Genomic DNA, 21,793 nt, shown 5'->3' with positions numbered 1-21,793 from the left:
GGGACGACCGATGAAAATTTGTTTAATCGCAGAAGGCTCTTACCCTTACGTAACGGGCGGGGTTTCCAGCTGGATTCATTCCTTAATGACTGCTATGCCAACTACCGAGTTCATTATTATTGCCATTGCAGCTGAAAGAAAACAGCAAGGTCAATTCAAATACACCTTGCCTGAAAACTTAATACAGGTGCACGAAATTTTTTTAGATGCGCATTTAGAGGAGCATTCAAAATGGGGCAAGCGATTTAACCTTAGTGATGCTCAAAAACAAAATCTATTTGCGCTCGTTAGTGGTGACCAGCAAGTGAATTGGGAGAGGCTCTTTGAAGACATTCGTAACCTCCCTATTCAAAATGTCGGAGAGTTTTTATCAAGTAAAGATTATTACGATATGATTGAGCATTTAGCAAAAACGAATTATTCGCAAGTACCGTATACCGAGCTTTTTTGGACGGTGAGCTCCATGATATTGCCACTATTTTTAATTATTCGCGGCGATGTACCAAAAGCTGACCTTTATCATGCCGTATCAACTGGTTATGCCGGGGTTATTGGCGCACTTGCAAAAGTAATCCATCAAAAACCTCTCCTCCTAACCGAGCATGGCATTTATTCACGTGAACGCGAGGAGGAAATCATTAAAGCCAACTGGGTACACGGCTATTTTAAAGATTTATGGATTAATTATTTTTACACATTATCTAGCGCAATTTATAGCTTAGCAGATGAAGTCATTACCTTATTTGACCGCAATATGCAAATCCAAATCGAGCTAGGCTGTGACCCGCAAAAAATACGCGTCATTCCAAACGGCGTCGATGTGGCAGATTTTGCATCGATTTCACGGACTTTACCTGAAGACAAAATACGTATCGGGGCTATTGTGCGCGTGGTGCCAATTAAAGATATAAAAATGATGCTTCAAATGTTTGCACTAGTTGAGCGTAAATTGCCAAACGTCGAACTTCATATAATGGGACCATTTGAAGAGGATCTCGAATATTACGAGGAATGCTTGCAGCTTGCGGAAACACTCCATATTAAAAATGCCTACTTTACTGGTATGGTTCAAATTAAAGACTATTTAGGTAATTTAGATTTACTCGTTTTAACAAGTATTAGTGAGGGGCAGCCACTTGCGATTTTAGAAGGCTTTGCATGTGCCATTCCATTTGTTTGTACAAATGTTGGGGGGTGCCGTGAATTAATCGAAGGCACGAACGATGTATTTGGACCTGCTGGCGCAATTGTTCCCGTTATGCATTATGAAGAAATGGCTGGGCAGGTTATCAAATTATGCGAGGATGGAAACTTACGAAAAACATATGGTCAAAACGGCTATGAGCGAGTAGCTCATTTATATACACGTTCAAGCTTTATTAATAGCTATAAAGCAATTTATGCACAGTGTGGAGGGAACACAGCATGGCAGGAATCGGCTTCGAATTACGAAAGCTTTACCGAAAACAAGGCTTAGTTAACAGCTTACAAGCCTACGCCTATTCAACAATGACGACAATTGGACCGATGATTTTATGTTTAATTCTCGTTTTTGTACAGCAAATTTTAATGAAACAACATGGCGTAACATTTTTAGAAAACGAGTTATTCATTGCAACACTTGCTTATTGCTTTGTGTTTTCAATTATTCTAACGTCTGGTATTACATTGCTTATAACGCGCTATATTGCGGATTGTATTTACGAAAAAAATTATACCTACATTTTAAATGCTTATTACGGAAGCTTATTTTTCGTCTTACCCGTTGCGGCCATTATTGCGGGGATTTTTTTATTTTCTCTTGATGAAAGTTTCTTCTATAAAGCGGTGGCGTATTTGTTCTTTGTCGAACTAGTCGTCATTTGGACGCAAAATGTTTTTATGTCTGCCTTAAAAGATTATAAACGGATTTTCAGAAGCTTTGCCTTTGCCGTTTTACTCTCCATTATTGTCAGCTTTTTATTATTTAAACTGACTACGCTATCACCTGTGATTATCGCTTTACTTGGAATGGATGTAGGTTTTGCAAGCATTATTATTTTTTCAGCCTTTCATTTTGAACACGTATTTCCGAGCAGTCAAAATAATCGCTACTTTGCCTACTTTTCAATCGCAAAGCGCTATCCATCGATTTTCATAAGTGGTGTTTTACTTTATTCAGGCGTCTATATACACAATTTAGTCTATTGGTTTTTATCGGATTCACCAACTATTGTAGCCGGACAGTATTATTTAATGCCCTTTTATGATGTGCCCGTCTTTTATGCCTATTTATCGGTTTTACCATCATTAATCTTTTTTGTTGTCATTATTGAAACTGATTTTTATGAACGCTTTTTAAGCTACTACAAAAACATTACGGAAGGTGGCACTTACGAAAGTGTGCAAACGGCGAAGAAAAAAATGCAAAGAGTCTTAATAAAACGCATGGGCTTTTTAGCAGAAGTTCAATTACTCTTTACAGCACTTGCCATCGCGGTAGGTATTTTATATTTATCAAAAATCGGGTTCACTATGGAGCAACTCGACGTCTTTATTACCCTTTGTTTAGCTTATTTTTTCTTTATTTTAATGTTCGTGGCATTTCATCTATTAATGTACTTCGATGATCGTAAAGGAATTCTTATTTTATCTGGTGTATTCGTACTACTCTGTGCCACTTGTACGTATTTTTCGATGCAATTAGCACTTCACGGGATGGGATTATTTATCGCAGCATTTATTAGTTTATGTGCCGTACTATTACGCTTATCTTACATTACAAAAAATATTGATTATTTCACCTATTGCCCACAACCTGTTCAAACGCTTAGCCCACCGAAAAAGTTCAAAGCATTATCACCAAAAAGTTTACGCTTTTTCTCGTTAATTGCATTGATTTTTATTGTCGGCTGTAGTGATGCCAAAAGTGACGAACTGGCTAATGCAAACTTGAACACGCCGCCGATATCAGAAAACCAAATCGTAAATAACTTCATCACAATTGACGATAAGCGCATTTACGAGCGTGATCATGATGCAACAATAAAAACCCTTTATATGACGGTATTACCTGATAGCAAACAACCCACTTTAGATTGGTACGGCTTGAATCGAATTATTGAACGTTTTAGTGAAGACAATTTAAAAATCATCTTACAAGAAGGATTGCCAAATGGCGGTGGTATTCAAAGTGGCATGTTTGGCTTTGACACAACCGAAGCGAATGCCAAAATCAGTTTACGAGGTAATACCGCGCGTAATCAGCCACAAAAATCGTACAAAATTAACTTACTTGATAGCGCGGGCACGTGGAATGACCAAACAACAATTAACTTAAACAAGCATTTTAAAGACATGACAAAAGTACGCAACAAATTAAGCTTCGACTTAATGGAATCGATTCCGAACGTCTCTAGCTTGCGCACCCAATTCATTCATTTATATGTAAAAGATACGACTGTTGGTTCTACTGTCTATGAAGATTACGGTTTGTATACACATGTCGAACAGCCAAACAAAAAGTTTTTACGTAACCACCTATTTGATCCAAACGGCTATTTATATAAAGTAACGTTTTTCGAATTTGGTCGTTATCCTGAACAAATTAAGTCCGAAACCGATCCGTTGTATGACAAAAATGAATTTGAATCGATACTCGAAATTAAAGGTCGTGAAGAACATGACAAGCTCATTCAAATGCTAAATGATGTGAACAACTATGAAATTCCAATAAACGATGTTATCGCACATCATTTCGATGAGGAAAATCTTTTAACTTGGCTTGCGGTCAATATTTTAATGGACAATATGGATACAGATGCGAATAACTTTTATATCTATTCGCCTCTTAATATTCATAAATGGCTCATTCTCCCTTGGGATTATGATGATGGCTGGAACCTCGGACGCAAAACCGAGAACATTCGCCCGTATCAAGCTGGTATTAGTAACTACTGGGGAAATATTTTACTCAACCGTTATTTCCGGGACCAAGTGAATGTCGACAAATTTACTGCAAAGCTTGAAGAAGTTTACGCTGATTATATTAACGAGGAGATTGTTGAAAATCAGTTAGCCAAATACGAAGAAAGCTATCGCTATATTGAAAAAATGCCAGATGTCCAATTTCTAAGTGGAAAAGTCGAAAACTTACAACAAGAATTGGACGAAATCATCGCTACACCAAAACTAGCACTTTTACGTTACTATGAAGATCTAGATAAACCAAAACCATTTTATATGCACGCTGAAGTACTACTTGAAAATAACCACCATATTTTCTCTTGGCAACCATCGTTCAATTTACAAGGAGATATCGTTTACTATTCTGCTGTCGTCGCGAGAGATCCAGCACTTACGGATATTGTCGCCGATGCGCACGATTTACGTGAAACCGAAATGAAAGTACCTGAATTACAACCAGGTACGTATTATTTATCGGTCACTGTAAAAGACGAACAAGGTCATACGAATGCAGCCTTTGATTTGTATTTAGATGATGACGGTGTCAACCATTTCCAAACAATTCAAGTGGAGGTACCCTAATGAATATGTTTAACAAAAAATTTAGACATGAAATGAAATACTATATCAATTATTTCGAAATGGCCCCGCTTGTTTCACGTATTTCGCAAGTAATGCCCATGGACAAACACGCACTAACAACAGAGGGCTACAATATTCGAAGCCTCTACTTTGACGGTGTACATGATCATGCCATTTATGACAAAAATGAAGGTATTTTCGGACGTGAAAAATACCGAATTCGCATTTACAACGGCTCTGACGACGTCATCAATTTAGAACGCAAAAGTAAATATGGTGACTTTATCGCAAAGGAATCGGCCAGGCTTTCACGTGCAGAATACGACGCCATTTTAGCTGGACACTATGACCTGCTTGCACAACGTAATGAACCTTTAATAAAGGACTTTTACCAAGCCTTGCGATACCGGTTATTTACGCCGCGCGTCATTGTTGATTATATTCGCGCCGCCTATACGTATGGACCAGGCAATGTAAGGGTCACGTTTGATAAGGAGTTAAAAGCCGGCGTCAACGGAATCGATTTATTTGATGACCGGATTATTTACGAAAATATTCTATACCCCGAACAGCTAGTACTTGAAGTGAAATTCGATCAGTTTTTACCGGATGTCATTCGTAAGCTCGTTCAACCAGAACGTCTTGTACGCTCGTCAATTTCAAAATATGTACTTTGTCGAGAACGTACAATTCAATATTTTAAGTAAGGGGACATGTTGATGAATGACGCATTATCATTTCAGGACATTATTAAAAAAAGTGTTTTATCATTCGATTCATTTAAGAATGTTTCATATATTGAAATTATTTTAGGCTTAATTTGCTCATTTGCCGTTGGGATGTTTATTTATTTTATTTATAAAACATGCTTCCGCGGCGTTGTTTATAGCTACAATTACAATGTATCGTTTGTATTAATGACGATGATTACCTCCGTCATTATTATGACAATTAGTACAAACATAGTGCTGTCGCTCGGGATGGTTGGGGCATTAAGTATTGTGCGCTTCCGTACCGCTGTTAAAGACCCGTTAGATATCGTTTATATGTTTTGGGCCATTGCAGGAGGCATTGCGATTGGTGCGGGAATGTATCCAATTGCACTCATTGGCTCACTTGCATTTGGAGCAGTACTCGCTTGGCTATCAAAGAAAAAGATTCGCGGCGAAACGTATTTATTAGTCACTAATTATTCACAGGAAGCCCATGAAGATGTGCGCAAAATATTAGCAAAATTAAATACAAAATTAAAATCTAAAACCGTTCGAAATGGCATGATTGAAATGACGGTCGAAGTGCGTTTAGTCGATGATAATACGTATTTTGTTTCACTCATCGACGAAATCAATGGGGTTCACTCTTGCTCACTTGTAAACTACACGGGCGATTATGCACAGTAAATAAGATAAAGGCATCGCATAACGACATGCGATGCCTTTTCCTTTTAAGTATTCATTTTTATCGCTGCAGGCTGATGCTTATACAACTGTGTAGAAAGTCGATAATGCTCGATTTTCGGTAAAGGTTTTACTGGAAGCAGCGGCAAGTGATCTTGCTTTAAAATACCATTCGCCGTAATACGGGCCGATTCTAAAATAATCGGCAACCCACTACCAGGATGGGTCCCCCCTCCAACAAGCCAGCACTGATCTAGCTCTTCAAACTTATTACGCGGTCTAAATACCAGCATTTGTGATAATTGGTGACCTAAATTGAATGTTGCGCCTTTATATACTCCGATATCGTTCGCCCAATTATCAGGGGTCATCATACGCTCTTCCTCGATATAATCTCGAATATCTGCCACACCTAACTTTTCAGATACCATATCAAGCACCATTTCACGGAAAGGAGCTGCTACCTTATCCCAATTGATGCCGCTCGAATTGTTTGGCACTGGCACAAGGATATATAATGTCGATTTCCCATCTGGTGCGACGGTTTCATCTGTCGCAATTGCATTTTGAATATAAATCGATGGGTCCTCCGATAAGAGTTTAGTTTTTGTCACTTCCTCTACATTTTTACGATAATCTTTCGCAAACCAAATCGTATGATGTGGTAAATCAAAGCGCTTATTGACACCTAAGTACAACATAAAAGTGGAGCACGAATAATGCTTTTCATCTAATTTTTTCGGAGAGTATTTTTTTAATACCCCTGGTTGCACAACGGTTGTCATAATATGCCCAAAGTCCCCGTTAATCACCACTTCATCCGCTTCCACCTTTTGACCGTCCTCTAACGTAAAGCCGGTCACTTTTTTATCTTGTAGCGTTAGCTTTTTCACGCCATTATTTAAATAGATTTTCCCGCCCATTTCCTCAAAAACTTTGGCCATCGCTTGTGTTAACTTATTGATTCCACCCTTAATGTGGTACACGCCATAAGCATGCTCAATATACGATAAAATCGAAAACGCACCCGGACTTTCCCATGGTGACATACCTAAGTATTTTGCTTGGAACGTAAACGATAATTGCAAATCTTCATCTTTATAAAATTTCGCTAATGTATCAACAAGTGAATTACCGATTTCAAGCTCCCCTAGAGCCTTGATCACTTTTGGGTTCAATAAATCCGTCATGCGATTCATTGGCGCTTGTAATACAGGCGCTAAAATTTCTAGCTTTTTATTCGTCTGCTCCATATAACGCTCGTAGCTGCCTTCGTTGCCCGGATAAAGCTCATTAATTTGGCGAATCATTTCATCGGCATCTCGCGTCATGTTCATTTTCTTATCATGGAAAATGAGCTGATACATCGGATTCAAATCAATTAATTCTATATAATCACGGATATTTCGTCCCGTTAACTCAAAGATTTCCTCCGCAATGTATAACATATTCAAAAATGTTGGGCCCATATCAAATTTATAGTCACCTAATCGAATTTCACTTGTACGTCCACCTACATATGCTTGTTTTTCATAAACTGATACATCATATCCTTTGTGCGCTAAAAGCATCGCTACCGCTAACCCACCAGGACCCGCTCCAATTACTGCGATTTTTTTCATTTACTCATCCTCTTCCTTTCAAAAGAATGTACAAAACAACAAGTAATTCAGCTTTTTGTACAATCATAGTTATCTACAATAGTTAAAATGTTACCGTAATAATTGTTTCTACCGCCTATTACCCTCTTTTTCCTAGTCATTCAAAGATAAATGCAAAAAACTATGTACAAACATTATACAAATTAATTTTAAATTTGTACAACTATAAATAAAAAAAGAACAAACCTTTTTTTGGTTTGTTCTAAAGTAAATTATTCAAATTCATAAGAAATGGCTGATAATGCATAGAATGGCGCCGTTTCAGCACGTAAAATTCTTGGCCCTAGCGACATTGTCTGTGCACCAGCTGCAAGCATCACTTCTGATTCTTGACGTGCAATCCCACCCTCAGGACCGAAAATGCATAAGATGTTCAATTGTTTCGATGAATCAAGTGCTTGTAATTTTTGCTTAAAGCTTGTACGTTCAGCTAACTTCGCATCTTCTTCGTCTGCAATAAAGACTGCATCATACTTGTTAAACGTTTGTACAAGCTGTTTAAAGCTAATCGGCTGTTCTACCTGCGGAATATGTGTACGATGCGATTGCTCTGCCGCTTCTTGGGCAATTTTTTGCAAGCGCTCTTGATTTTTCTTCGCCTTTTTATCATCCCACTTTACAATCGAACGCTCTGCTGCAAAGGGAACAAGTGCATGCATACCTAATTCCGTTGCCTTTTGTGCAATTAGTTCTAGCTTATCACCTTTTGGTAAACCACACGCAATAGCTACCTTTACGGGCATTTCAGGTGACGCAACTGTTCGACCAGTTTTTTTTGCCGTCACATCTTGATCGATTTCGGTAATCTCACAAATAAATGCGGTATTGTCGTGTACAAGTATAATTTCGTCACCCACGGCCATACGCATCACCTTACTAATATGACGCGCATTTTCGCCTGCAATGACAAATTCGTCTTGTGTGCTGCTTTGTTCTACAAAATATCGTTGCATCTTCCTTCTCCTTTATCCCGCGGGATGGCTCCCATTGATTGAAGTTTTGCTTTATACAAAAACAACAGCTGCTTTTATACAGCTGTTGCATGTTTTATGGTCGGCGAGAAATAATCGCGACCCAGTCTTCCATCATTAATACTTCTTCGATTACAAAGCCTGATGCTTCTAACGCAACTTTTACATCGTCCTTTTTCGCACCGATAATACCAGACGTTACATAAAGGCCTCCTGGTTTTACGATTGAAAAGGCATCATCTGTAAATGATATAATAATTTCAGCTAAAATATTCGCTACAACTACATCTGCCGGTTCTTTAACGGTATCCAGTAAGTTGCCGTGGAATACTTCTACAATTGAATCCATTTTGTTTAGCTCGACGTTTTCACGCGCTGCTGTAACGGCCACTTCATCTAAGTCCAAGGCATGTACGCTTTTCGCGCCAAGCATCGCGGCACCAATTGATAGTACGCCTGATCCTGTACCGACGTCGATTACTGTGTCTCCTGCTTTGACAACCTTTTCAAGCCCTTGCAGACACATAACCGTTGTTGGGTGTGTACCCGTACCAAACGCCATACCTGGATCCAGTTCGATAATTAACTCATCCGTTGAAACTGGCTGATAATCTTCCCAAGTCGGCACAATTGTAAAGCGCTCTGAAATTTTCACTGGGTGGTAATATTGTTTCCACGCCGTTGACCAGTCTTCCTCATCTATCTCACATAGCGTGAATAGGTTTTCACCGATATTAATATCAAAGTTCACTAGGTTTGCGACTGCAAGCTTAATTTCTTCGATTGTCTCCGATAAGAAGCTTGACGCTGATAAATACGCTTTTACAACGACGCCTGTTTTCGGAAAATCTGCTGGATTTAGTGCATAAATCTCACCAAACTTATCGATTCTTTCCTTATCTAATTCCTTTGAATCCTCAATAACTACGCCACTTGCGCCAGCTTCATGTAAAATGTTTGTTACTGCGTCAACTGCTTCATGCGTTGTTAAAATCGAAAGTTCTGTCCACGTCACTTGCAATCTCTCCTTTTAGTCACCTTTAATTTTTTTTTTAATTTTATCAAAAAGTGAGCTTCCTTGTTCTTCAGGAATGTCGCCACTAATTTCTGCGAATTCACGTAATAACTGTTTTTGTTTTTCAGTTAATTTAGTTGGCGTTACCACTTTAACGATAACATATTGGTTCCCCATGCCGTAACCGTGAACGTTTTTAACACCTTTATCTTTCAAGCGGAATTGTGCGCCTGATTGTGTACCTACTGGAATTTTCAGCTTCACTTTACCGTGAATTGTCGGTACTTCAATTTCGTCACCTAATGACGCTTGTGGGAATGTTAAGTTTAATTCGTATAAAATATCGTCGCCATCACGCTCGAAGTATTCGTGCTTACGTACCGCGAAAACAATATATAAATCTCCAGCTGGTCCACCGTTAAAGCCGGCTTCCCCTTGACCCGCTACGCGCAGTTGTTGACCATCATCAACACCTGCTGGAATCGTAATTTTGATTTTTTTCTTTTTCGTTACGCTACCTGCACCACGACAAGATGTACACTTATCCACGATGATTTTACCTTGTCCGCGACAGCTTGGACAAGAGCGCTTATTCATCATGCGACCGAATGGTGTATCAACCGCTTGATTTACTTGGCCTGCACCATTACATTGTGAACATGTTTGTGGTTGTGTCCCTGGTTTTGCACCAGAGCCGTGACATGTGTCGCATGTTTCTTCTTTTGGAATTTCAATCTCTGTTTCTTTCCCGAATACCGCTTCTTCAAACGTAATGTTCATGCGGAATTGTAGGTCATCACCTTTACGTGGTGCGTTCGGGTCTTGACGACGTCCGCCACCACCAAAGAATGAACTGAAAATGTCCTCGAAGCCGCCGAAACCACCGCCTCCGCCTCCGCCACCAAAGCCTGCGTTTGGATCTTCGTGACCGAATTGGTCGTAACGTGCACGTTTGTTATCGTCTGATAATACCTCGTACGCTTCTGCTACTTCTTTGAATTTCTCTTCAGACCCTGCTTCTTTGTTTAAATCAGGGTGATATTGTTTTGATAATTTACGGTACGCTTTTTTAATTTCGTCTTTGCTAGCACCTTTGCTAATGCCTAGCACTTCATAGTAATCGCGCTTACTCATGATTCACTCTCCGCTCTTTTTACATAACGTCTATTTTAACATGTTGAAAAAATGATGTATACCATTTGCTACATCATTATGCAATTGGGTTCAATAAAGTTTGTCCTACTCATCCGTTATGCTGCGCTGCGGCGGACGCTTTCCACGGGCGGGGCCAATCCTCCTCGTCACTACGTTCCTGCGGTGTATCGGCTGTCCCGCTTTTCCCGTAGGAGTCGCCGCCTTTGCTACGCATAACTCTACTATAAACAAAACTTGTAGCTACAACTATGCTTGATTGCTTAATTAAGATAAGAAAAACCACTTACTAAAAATAGTTAAAAACAAATCTGCTTATTTACTCTAGTTTAAAATTCCATACTTCCGACTAAATAATCGCTCGACAGTAGGATTTAATCTTTTTCATTTTTAACAAAGTACACGTCACGTTTCAACAAAGATGTATTAAATAACATAAATGTAGATACACTTATCCCCAATTTTGAAAGCACCTCAAATCAAATTTCGTTCTACTCGCTGTAGCTAGCCCACTAATCGGAAGTATTACTTCATTTTTAAAGTAGAGTGCCGCGAAGTGAAGGGGCCGACTCCCAGGGGAATAAGCGTGCGCGTAAAATCCAATGTACTATGCCGCCGTATGAGGCATAGTACATTTAGTTGAAGCCACGCCCCCAGGAAAGCGTGCCCCGTAACGTAGCAGAACGGACTTTATTCCAAGGCATACTCCTTTATAATCGAATTATTGCTAGCCTAATACCAAAAAGCCAAAGCCGCAAGCGGTCTTTGGCTTTTAGGTTTGGCTTTATAAACGTATCTTACTTCTCTTTGTCGTCTTTTACTTCTTCAAAGTCAGCGTCTACGATACCGTCGTCTTTTTTACCAGCGTCTTGTGCGCCTTCGAAGCCTTCTGCGCCACCTTGTTGTGCTTGTGCAGCAGCTGCAGCTTGCTCATATACTTTCATTACTAATGGCTGTAATACGCCTTCTAATTTTTCTTTAGCAGCTTTGATGCCCTCTAATTCGCCCGCTTCTAAAGCAGCTTTTAGTTCATCGCGTGCGTCTTCTACAGATTTCTTTTCATCTTCTGTAATTTGCTCACCTAAGTCAGTGATTGTTTTATCTACTTGGAATACTAATTGATCCGCTTCATTACGTAAGTCAGCTTCTTCTTTACGTTTCGCATCCGCATCAGCGTTTGCTTCTGCGTCTTTTACCATGCGTTCGATTTCTTCATCTGTTAAACCAGAATCAGATTGAATCACAATTGTTTGCTCTTTTTGCGTACCTAAGTCTTTTGCTTTAACTGATACGATACCATTTGCATCGATGTCGAATGTTACTTCGATTTGTGGAATACCACGTGGTGCTGCTGGAATATCAGATAATTGGAAGCGACCTAATGTTTTGTTGTCTGCTGCCATTGAACGCTCACCTTGTAATACGTGAATGTCTACTGCTGGTTGGTTATCTGCAGCTGTTGAGAACACTTGAGATTTAGAAGTTGGGATCGTTGTGTTACGGTCGATTAATTTCGTCATAACGCCGCCCATAGTTTCAATACCTAATGATAATGGTGTTACATCTAATAATAATACGCCTTGTACGTCACCAGCTAATACGCCACCTTGTACAGCAGCACCCATTGCTACTACTTCGTCTGGGTTTACGCCTTTGTGTGGCTCATGTCCAGTCGCTTTTTTGATTGCTTCTACTACTGCAGGAATACGAGTAGAACCACCAACTAAGATGACTTTGTCTAATTCTGAAGCAGAAAGACCTGCATCTGATAACGCTTGACGCGTTGGTACGATTGTACGCTCAACTAAATCATGTGTTAACTCATCGAATTTCGCACGCGTTAAGTTCATTTCTAAGTGTAATGGACCTTCCGCACCAGCCGTGATGAATGGTAATGAAATTTGTGCAGCTGTTACACCTGATAAGTCTTTTTTCGCTTTTTCAGCTGCATCTTTTAAACGTTGCATCGCCATTTTATCTTTAGATAAATCAACGCCGTTTTCTTTTTTGAATTCAGCTACTAAGTGGTTGATGATTTTGTCGTCGAAGTCGTCACCACCTAGTTTGTTGTCCCCCGCAGTTGCTAATACTTCGAATACGCCGTCAGCTAACTCAAGGATTGATACGTCGAATGTACCGCCACCTAAGTCGAATACTAAGATTTTTTGGTCAACATCTTGTTGATCTAAACCGTAAGCTAAAGCTGCTGCTGTTGGTTCGTTGATGATACGCTCTACTTCTAAACCAGCGATTTTACCAGCGTCTTTTGTTGCTTGACGTTGTGCATCGTTGAAGTAAGCAGGAACTGTAATAACGGCTTTCGTTACTTTTTCACCTAAGTAGTCTTCTGCATAACCTTTTAAGTATTGTAAGATCATTGCTGATAGTTCTTGTGGTGTGTAGTCTGTGCCATCTACAGATACTTTTTCGTTTGTACCCATTTTAGATTTGATTGAGATAATTGTATTTGGGTTTGTAACCGCTTGACGCTTCGCTACTTCACCAACTTGTTTTTCACCGTTTTTGAATGCTACTACAGATGGTGTTGTACGGTTGCCTTCTGGGTTTGGAATTACTTTTGGCTCGCCGCCTTCTAATACTGATACACAAGAGTTTGTTGTTCCTAAGTCAATACCGATAATTTTGCTCATAATTCGTTTTTCCTCCTATTATTCAAACACATAATTTTGTTTAATTCGATTACATTGAAGTGTTGCCATATCCTGCACTGGCTATGGCAAGAAATACTACTCGTTTACTGAAACCATTGATGGTCGTAATACGCGGTCTTTTAATTTATAACCTTTTTGAAGCTCGCGCAGCACTGTACCTGCTTCTTTTTCGCTATCTTGTTCTTGCATAACTGCTTGGTGGAAGTTTGGATCAAAGCTTTCGCCTTCTGCTGCAATCACTTCTAAGCCTTCTTTTTGCGTAGCTACTAGCAGTTGGTTGTATACCATTTCTACACCTTTATATAATGAAGCCGCTTCTTCAGTAGTCGTTTCTACTTTCAAGGCACGGTCTAAATTATCTAATACAGGTAATAGCTCTGTTAGTAAATTTTGTGCACGATACTTAGCTGATGCTTCTAAATCTAAGCGATTACGACGAGCTAAGTTATCGTAGTCTGCACGTAAGCGTACGTAACGCGCTTCTTCTTCTGCTAATTTTGCTTCTAAGTCAGCAAGTTTTAATTCGTTTTCATCTACTACAACTTCTTCTACTACTTCTGTTTCTGTAGCTTCTACTGTTTCATTCGTAGTCTCTTGTTGTAATTCTTCTGTTGTCTTTGTTGTTTCTGACACTTCTTTTCCTCCTCGGATTCACATCATTTTTTCTGATCGAAAAAGGCTTGCGATAAACCAGTGCGCATCGCATCAAGTAACGTCACAACACGGCGGTAATCCATACGTGTTGGGCCGATAATCGCGATTGCCCCCTGCTGCTCTTCACCTACTAAAAAAGAAGCGGTAATGACACTGCAGTTTTCCATAGCCAAATGATTATTTTCTGAGCCTATGCGAATTTGAATGCCTAGATCATTATTAATGCGGTAGTCTTGTGGATTGAATAATGATTGCACTTGGCCTTCCTTATCCATTAAATCCATCAGCATCCGCATTTTATTTAAGTCATGAAATTCAGGCTGATTTAACATATTGGTTTTTCCACCGTAGTACACTTTGTTTTCCGATTGACCGGATGAAATCGATAACAGTGAATTGACAACTGTCTCCGATGCATTGACATGCTGCTTCAATACTGCAAGCGCTTCTGTCTGCAATTTCATCGGAAGTTCAAACAGCGGAATCCCTACTAATCGTTCATTTAAAATGTTTACCATTTTTTCAATGTCAACTGGACTAAAACCAGGTGGTAACGTTAATGTGCGATTTTCTACATGACCATTATCTGTGACGATAATCGCAACCGCTGTTTCATTTGTTAAGGGAACAATTTGAAACTTTTTCACACGGTGCTTTTGTACATCAGGACCAAGTAAAATCGTTGTATACGTTGTTAGTTCTGATAGTATATTGGCCGATTCTTTAATAAGTTGCTCGGCTTCTAGTATTTGCTTTTTAAACAGCGAATGAATTGTTTCAACTTCCCCAGGTGTAATAATCTGAGGCTGTAATAAATGGTCTACGTAATAACGATAGCCCTTTTCTGATGGAACTCGTCCTGAAGAAGTGTGCGTTTTTTCTAAAAAGCCTAATTCCTCTAAGTCTGCCATCTCGTTACGAATGGTAGCGGCACTATAGGTAATGCCTTCCTTTTTAGATAATTGACGCGAACCAACAGGCTGAGCAGACATCACAAAATCATCTACGATTACTTGTAATATTTGTAATTGTCGATTTGTTAACATCTTTTTCACCTCTGTTAGCACTCGTTCAAGTGGAGTGCTAATATATTATATAAATTAACAAATCCCTAAATTGATGTCAATGAATCCGCCCAAATTTTTTTAAATTTTTTATGAAATTATTCTCCTATTCAATTATGCCTCGGCGTAATTGCGTCCAGATTTTTTTTTGAGTGTGCTCGAAAAACTCCTTTAAAAAATCTGTGACACCCTCCGGAGGATTAATTTAATTCAGTTGGGGGTTGAACCCCTAACTGAATTAAATTAAAAAGCGCTGAAACACTTCATTGCCAACAAAGCGACCTCGGCGAGTTAAACGTACTCCCTGTTCATCCATCTCAAGCAATTTTTCTTGCTGTAATTTCGCAATAATTTCTTCATATAATGAAGCCATCGATTGGCCAAATTTCTGTTCAAACTCTGCATGCGTCACACCGTCCGTTTTGCGAAGCCCTAAAAACATTTGCTCCTCTAAACGTTCTTCTAGCGTTACGGTATGCTCGTGTAATAAAGGACGATTGCCTTCCATCACAAGTTCAATATACTTTTTAATTGGCGCCACATTTGAATAGCGCACACCTTGTAAATAACCATGTGCACCCGCGCCAAAGCCTGCATATTCGTCATTATCCCAATAAATTTTATTATGTGTTGAAGAATAGCCTTCATGCGCAAAATTACTAATTTCGTACTGATGCACACCATGTGCTTCCATTGTATCAATTAACACACCATACATTTCCGCCTCTAAATCCTCTGTCGGCAAAATCAGCTTTCCTTTTGCGTATTGAATATAGAAAATGGTTTTCGGCTCGACAATTAGTGAGTACGCTGAATAATGTGGGAGTTTCAGTGCCAATGCTTTTTCAAGTGAATCTTGCCACTGTGCCATCGTTTGCCCTGGTAAACCGTACATTAAATCGATGCTAATGTTCGTAAAGCCGACATCTTTGGCATTTTGAATCGTTTCGTATACATGTTCATTCGAATGCGTGCGCCCAATTTTTTCGAGCAAGCCTTGATCAAATGATTGCACACCCATACTTAAACGATTCACGCCCCCGTTATAAAGCGCCTGTAGCTTTTCAACTGTTAATTCGTCGGGATTTGCTTCACTACTAAACTCTTTTACGTTTGACAACGGAATATGTTTCGCAATAAGAGATAATAATTTTTCGATTTGGACTGCTGACAGTGAAGTTGGTGTCCCGCCACCTAAAAAGATCGTTTCGATATTCGCGAATGCTTCTGGCATTTGCTTTACGGTTAGCTCCATTTCGCGCCCTAACGCTTCAATATATTCATCAACTGGCTGATTTTTAAAAAACACCTTATTAAAATCACAGTAGTTACAAATTTGATGACAAAAAGGAATGTGAATGTATACACCTCTAGCCATTTAGATCACTTCCTTAAGTTAAATTTCATAGTTTCTCTTCATTATTATAAACAACGCCTCTAGAGAACGCACACGATATTCATTCGCCTATAAATTTGCACAAAAAAACCGCACCCATTATCGAGTACGGAAAGTATTTTATAGAGCAAACATTGGCTCTTCTTTATTCATTAACATAATTAAATCAATGGCATTTAATTGAGGTAGCTTATCGCAAAACGCCTTAGCATCTTCTACCGATTGGAATTGAAAAGCATCCAGTTCTTTCATCAGTTCATATTGATCTCCTACTAAACGAATCATATACAAACGTACAGTTGGGCAACAATGCTTTGTTGCATCAAGATTTTCGCCTGCAATAATCATTCCTGTACCAGATGAAGGATCACCAATTACAGTTTCGATAATATGTAGCTCGTCTAATACAAACCACTCTGGAATTATTAATTGAATTTGATTGTTCATAAATTTCATCCCCTTAAATAAAGTGTGATATTGCGTAAAACCCGCAATGATTTAAAACGTTTCGAACACAATTAACTAACTTCTCTTTCCCCTAGCATATAAACGACTAGTCGTTCATGACTATTAAAACGGACTATGCATGCTTAATTTACTATCTCTCTATAAATCATTAAAATCCCTATTAACTAATGCATCTACCAACCGCTTATCCCCATTGTACTACAATCAATAATTTATTAAAAGCGTCAATTTTATAAATATTTTTAACATTTTTAAAATTTTTGTGGGTATTTGAACTTATGGTATTTTTTTACATATCGATTAGTATCATTACTAATTGATTACATCATACCAATTAAGTTATTAAATTTCACTAATTTTTTAAAATTTACAGATATTTTATTTTTACACGTTCTTATTTTACATCAAAATTGTATCTAATTTAACAGGTAATCAACCAATTAAAAAACTTTTGGTGCACTATTGTCACCAAAAGTTTGATGTTACACTTTAAATCGATCTACTGCATGCGTTAATGCTCGCATATTTTTGGCAATGCTGCGAATTTCATCTGATATTTCAGTAGTCGATTGTTTTTGTATAACGACCTGCTGCTGAATTTTTTGCATAGATGCTAAATTTTCTTCAGAGCGGTTTGTTAATTCGATGGCGCTTTCTGTCACTCCTGTACTATGACTTGAAATTTGAACCATCACCTGTGCCATATGCTCCATTTGCGGGCCAATTTGATGTACCTCATTTGTAATTTCTCTAAACTGCGATGCACTTTGCTCCGTAAATTTAGCACCAATTGTTACGTTTTGCATCGCTTCATCCATACTTTTTGTTGCTTCAAAGGTTCCCTCTTGAATATCGGTCACAATTATTGCAATTGCGTTCGTAAATGTTTTCGATTGCTCTGCTAACTTTCGTACTTCGTGTGCGACAACCGCAAAGCCTTTACCATGTTCACCTGCTCGTGCAGCTTCAATCGAGGCATTTAACGCTAATAAATTGGTTTGATTCGCAATTTCATGGATCATATGCACCGCTCGAGAAATTTCTTGAGACTGCTCTTTTAGTTGCAATAGCTTATGATTGGATTGCGCCATCGAATGCTCAATACAGTGCATTTGTGACAAGCTTTGCTCCACAATGATTTCTCCGTCCGATGCTTTTGCAATTGTTTGTTGTACCACATGCTCAATTTCATGCATACGCTGTGAAATTTCATCAATTCCAGCACCTACTTGCTGAATGGATGCAGTATTTTCCGCAAGCTGTGCGGTCGCATAATGAAGTGAGCTCGTCATCACATCTGCATTAGAAGCAATATGGACTGCACCTTTTGTAATTTGCTCAAAATTATACGTCAAATCATGGTTCGCTTCTGTCGCTGAGGTGGCACTATGTCTTACTGTTTTTAATAACTCTTTAACATCCGCCATCATTAAGTTATAGTATTTGGTCGTTTCACCAAGCTCATCGGTTGCACTATGTGTTGCATAATTCGTTAAATCCCCTTGCTGTGCAAGTTTAAACAACCGTTTTAATTCGCGTGTTGGTTTATTTATTGCCCGAACCGCGCCAACACCAAAGTATAAAATAACCATCATGAGGACAATGGAAATCCCTACTAATAAGCGATACCCAAATGCAATATCCTGCTCATGATGCGCAAGCTGTGCGCTTGCTCGCTCAATAATATATGTATTCATTTCATCAAATAATGCGGTTGACGGATTTGCGGTAAGTTGCTTCACATAATGCTCCATTTTGCCGTCAAACATCATCACTTTTAACTTTTCTTGACTCCCCGGTGCTAATTCTCCGTCTAGCACTAATTGTTGCTCTAGTTGTTGCAACAGCTGTATACTTAACAGCTTTTCTTCATACATCTTAGCTGTTTCCTGCTCCATTTTACGTAAATAATCGATACTAAACACCGTTAAAATCAAATTTGAAAAAATACAAACAATCATTAAAACCGCTAGCCTATCCTTCACTTTAATCGCATTTAGAAAGCGCACTGCCTGATACCTCTTCTGTTGTTAGACTTACCTCTAACTATAAGTAACTACTGTAAAATTACTTTACGGAAATTGTAAAATACATGTAAAAAAGAGAGTACCCAGGTTAAGTTCTGGATACTCTCTTACACATTACATAAATTCTTTTACTAATTTATCAAATTGCGTTTCAGATAAGCTGATGTCGATATCTGTTAGTGGCAATTCTGAGTAGCCTTGGATTTTTTCTTGATACGAAGATGTCTCTGTATCTTGATAAATAATCCCTGTTACTAAGCCCTCATGCTCCATCACCGTTTGCATCGCTTGACCACGATTTGAATTGTCATAGCCTTCGATATCTGCTAATTTTGTTAAGTTTTCTTTAAACCATTCATATGTGTTTACTTTGTTGTATGTCACACATGGTGAGAAGACGTTAATGAATGAGAAACCTTTATGATTTAAGCCGGCTTCAATCATCGCCGTTAATTCTTTAATGTCTGTTGAGAAGCCTTGCGCTACGAATGTGGCACCGCTTGTCAATGCAACTTCTAATGGTTTTAATGATGGCTCAATCGCACCACCTGGCGTTGATTTCGTAATGAAACCAGCTGCTGAACGTGGAGACGTTTGGCCTTTTGTTAAGCCGTAGATTTGGTTATCCATAACCACGTACGTAATGTCGATGTTACGGCGAATCGCATGGATTGTATGACCCATACCGATTGCAAAACCGTCACCGTCACCACCTGATGCGATTACTTTTAAATCTTTGTTGGCCATTTTTAAGCCTTGTGCGATTGGTAGGGCACGACCGTGAATGCCGTGGAAGCCGTATGAGTTAATGTAGCCTGAAATACGACCTGAACAGCCGATACCAGAAATCACAGCTAATTCATTTGGCTCGTAGCCGACGTTTGCTGCGGCACGTTGAATGGCTGCTTGAACAGAGAAGTCACCACAGCCTGGGCACCAGTTCGGTTTTACTGAATTACGGAAATCTTTAAATGTTGCCATGATTACATTTCCTCCTTCACTAAGTTCGTTAATTCACGTGGCATAAATGGTGTGCCATCGTATTTTAAAACCGATTTCATCTTCGCATGACCACCGATGTTCATTTTCATAATGTTCGCTAATTGACCTGTTGCGTTGTTTTCTACCACAATCACTTTTTTCGCACGATCCATTAACGCAGTCATTTCTGCTGCTGGGAATGGGTGTACTAATTTAATATGCGCGTGGTTTACTTTTAAGCCTTCAGCATTTAGCGCTTCTTGTACTTCTTCTAATGCACCGCGCGTTGAGTTGAAGCCGACTAGTAGTACATCTGCTTCTTCATGTGGCGCGTTAACATATACAGGATTTTCAAAACGTACCTGCGCTAGTTTACGCATACGTTTGTCCATTTGTGTGCGGCGGTTGCCTGTCGCTTCAGAAGGTTTCCCTGTTTCATCGTGCTCAACACCCGTTACGTGGTGAATCCCACCTTTAGTTCCTGGTAGTACACGCGGCGAAACACCGTCTTCTGTGTTTTCAAAACGCTTGAAATACTCTTTTGATCCTTCTTCTACTTCCACCGTATCAACAATTTTACCGCGACGGATTTCAATTTTGCTGTAATCAAATGGTTCAACCGTTTGTTTACCTAATGCTAATTGTAAATCGGTCATAACGATTACTGGTAGTTGTAATTCTTCTGCAATGTTAAATGCTTGAATCGTATCGTAGAACGCTTCTTCCATTGTAGAAGGTGCGATTACCACTTTCGGAATTTCACCGTGTGTCCCGTAAATCATCGCCATTAAATCTGACTGCTCTTGCTTTGTCGGTAAACCTGTTGATGGACCACCACGTTGTGTATCGAAAATAACAAGTGGTTGCTCGGTCATACCTGAAAGGCCGATTGCTTCCATCATCAGTGATAGACCAGGACCTGCTGATGCTGTGAATGCACGAACACCACCGTAGTTTGCACCGATTGCCATTGTTGCTGCTGCGATTTCATCCTCTGTTTGAATAACCGCGCCGCCCACTAACGGAAGCTTTTTAATCATGTATTCCATAATTTCAGAAGCGGGTGTTATTGGGTAAGCTGCCATGAAGCGTGAACCCGCTGCAAGTGCGCCTAATGCTGCCGCGTCATTACCAATCATGAACATACGACGTTTGCCGTCTGCAGGAACTAACTCCCACGCTCCTACACGCTCACCGATTTGCTCGGCAATCGCTTCACGCCCACGGGTAATCGCTTCAATGTTTTTTGCAACGACTTCTTCCCCTTTACGGCCGAAGATTTCGTCAACTACTGATTGGAATACTTCTTCATTTAAATTTAACAGGGCCGCTGTCGCACCGATTGCCACCATGTTTTTCATCAGTGACGTTCCTAGCTCTGCTGCAATTTCTGTAAATGGTACTGCATAAAGAGGCGCTACACAGTCCTCTGGGTTTGTTGGATTAAATTTTGCATCGGCTAAAATGATACTTGATGCTGTTAATTCTTTATAGTTCACGTCGATCGTTTCTTGGTCGAACGCCACTAAAATATCTAAATCGTCCGCAATTGAACGTACCTCTGTCGGACGCACCGTAATTTTATTATTCGTATGGCCACCTTTAATACGTGAAGAGAAATGACGGTAACCGTATAGGAAATAACCTAAACGATTCATTGCCATTGAGAAGATTTCACCTGTACTCTCGATTCCTTCACCTTGTTGCCCACCGACTTTCCATGAAAGCTGATGTAACATATCAACATCTCCTTAAGGGTTCTATTTATAAAGTAAATCAAGCGTTTGAAACGACTTGATTCGGTAGCT

At 39.4% G+C, this 21,793-nt stretch carries 16 protein-coding genes; 4 read left to right on the top strand and 12 right to left on the bottom strand.

Features of this window, described 5'->3' with window-relative positions; genetic code table 11:
- Nucleotides 1–10: 10 nt before the first annotated feature.
- The 4 genes from pelF to NSQ62_RS04935 are packed head-to-tail and all read left to right on the top strand — an operon-like array spanning nt 11 to nt 5,927.
- Nucleotides 11–1,477, top strand: a complete 1,467-nt coding sequence (gene pelF / locus NSQ62_RS04950; RefSeq protein ID WP_341322821.1) for a GT4 family glycosyltransferase PelF — start codon at nt 11–13, stop codon at nt 1,475–1,477.
- Nucleotides 1,426–4,527 carry an exopolysaccharide Pel transporter PelG gene (pelG, locus tag NSQ62_RS04945; RefSeq protein WP_341322820.1) on the top strand — a complete coding sequence of 1,034 codons (3,102 nt, stop codon included), beginning with the start codon at nt 1,426–1,428 and terminating at the stop codon, nt 4,525–4,527. Before pelF ends, pelG begins: the two co-directional genes overlap by 52 nt.
- Nucleotides 4,527–5,234 carry a polyphosphate polymerase domain-containing protein gene (locus NSQ62_RS04940; RefSeq protein WP_341322819.1) on the top strand — a complete coding sequence of 236 codons (708 nt, stop codon included), beginning with the start codon at nt 4,527–4,529 and terminating at the stop codon, nt 5,232–5,234. Before pelG ends, NSQ62_RS04940 begins: the two co-directional genes overlap by 1 nt.
- Nucleotides 5,235–5,246: 12 nt before the next feature.
- Complete coding sequence (locus NSQ62_RS04935; protein ID WP_341322818.1) at nt 5,247–5,927, top strand: DUF4956 domain-containing protein; 681 nt, start codon at nt 5,247–5,249, stop codon at nt 5,925–5,927.
- Nucleotides 5,928–5,971: 44 nt separating this feature from the next.
- Here NSQ62_RS04935 and crtI read toward each other — a convergent pair whose 3' ends face one another.
- From crtI to NSQ62_RS04875, 12 genes are all read right to left on the bottom strand, one after another.
- Nucleotides 5,972–7,546, bottom strand: a complete 1,575-nt coding sequence (gene crtI / locus NSQ62_RS04930; protein WP_341322817.1) for a phytoene desaturase family protein — start codon at nt 7,544–7,546, stop codon at nt 5,972–5,974.
- A 251-nt stretch (nt 7,547–7,797) separates the two neighbouring features.
- Nucleotides 7,798–8,538 (bottom strand): 16S rRNA (uracil(1498)-N(3))-methyltransferase, encoded by a 741-nt coding sequence (locus tag NSQ62_RS04925; protein WP_341322816.1) that lies wholly within the window; start codon nt 8,536–8,538, stop codon nt 7,798–7,800.
- Between the two features lie 94 nt (nt 8,539–8,632).
- Entirely contained in the window at nt 8,633–9,571 is a 939-nt protein-coding gene (gene prmA, locus NSQ62_RS04920; RefSeq protein WP_341322815.1) for a 50S ribosomal protein L11 methyltransferase, read from the bottom strand.
- A gap of 15 nt (nt 9,572–9,586) precedes the next feature.
- Nucleotides 9,587–10,705, bottom strand: coding sequence for a molecular chaperone DnaJ (dnaJ, locus tag NSQ62_RS04915; RefSeq protein ID WP_341322814.1), 1,119 nt, complete (start codon nt 10,703–10,705; stop codon nt 9,587–9,589).
- Nucleotides 10,706–11,520: 815 nt separating this feature from the next.
- Nucleotides 11,521–13,374 (bottom strand): molecular chaperone DnaK, encoded by a 1,854-nt coding sequence (gene dnaK, locus NSQ62_RS04910; RefSeq protein WP_341322813.1) that lies wholly within the window; start codon nt 13,372–13,374, stop codon nt 11,521–11,523.
- A gap of 96 nt (nt 13,375–13,470) precedes the next feature.
- Nucleotides 13,471–14,028 (bottom strand): nucleotide exchange factor GrpE, encoded by a 558-nt coding sequence (gene grpE, locus NSQ62_RS04905; protein WP_341322812.1) that lies wholly within the window; start codon nt 14,026–14,028, stop codon nt 13,471–13,473.
- 23 nt (nt 14,029–14,051) lie between these two features.
- Nucleotides 14,052–15,095 carry a heat-inducible transcriptional repressor HrcA gene (hrcA, locus tag NSQ62_RS04900; protein ID WP_341322811.1) on the bottom strand — a complete coding sequence of 348 codons (1,044 nt, stop codon included), beginning with the start codon at nt 15,093–15,095 and terminating at the stop codon, nt 14,052–14,054.
- A gap of 256 nt (nt 15,096–15,351) precedes the next feature.
- Entirely contained in the window at nt 15,352–16,491 is a 1,140-nt protein-coding gene (gene hemW / locus NSQ62_RS04895) for a radical SAM family heme chaperone HemW (RefSeq protein WP_341322810.1), read from the bottom strand.
- Nucleotides 16,492–16,629: 138 nt separating this feature from the next.
- A complete protein-coding gene (locus NSQ62_RS04890; protein WP_341322809.1) occupies nt 16,630–16,956 on the bottom strand; it encodes a geranylgeranyl pyrophosphate synthase in 327 nt (108 codons plus the stop codon).
- Between the two features lie 503 nt (nt 16,957–17,459).
- Nucleotides 17,460–18,986 (bottom strand): methyl-accepting chemotaxis protein, encoded by a 1,527-nt coding sequence (locus tag NSQ62_RS04885; RefSeq protein ID WP_341322808.1) that lies wholly within the window; start codon nt 18,984–18,986, stop codon nt 17,460–17,462.
- Nucleotides 18,987–19,118: 132 nt separating this feature from the next.
- Nucleotides 19,119–19,985, bottom strand: coding sequence for a 2-oxoacid:ferredoxin oxidoreductase subunit beta (locus NSQ62_RS04880; RefSeq protein ID WP_341322807.1), 867 nt, complete (start codon nt 19,983–19,985; stop codon nt 19,119–19,121).
- Between the two features lie 2 nt (nt 19,986–19,987).
- Nucleotides 19,988–21,724 (bottom strand): 2-oxoacid:acceptor oxidoreductase subunit alpha, encoded by a 1,737-nt coding sequence (locus NSQ62_RS04875; protein ID WP_341322806.1) that lies wholly within the window; start codon nt 21,722–21,724, stop codon nt 19,988–19,990.
- Nucleotides 21,725–21,793 lie beyond the last annotated feature (69 nt).

It is taken from the genome of Solibacillus sp. FSL H8-0523, assembly GCF_038051985.1.
Classification (GTDB): domain Bacteria; phylum Bacillota; class Bacilli; order Bacillales_A; family Planococcaceae; genus Solibacillus.
The sequence above is the reverse complement of the archived record's forward strand: the minus strand, read 5'-3'. Positions and strand labels throughout refer to the sequence as shown.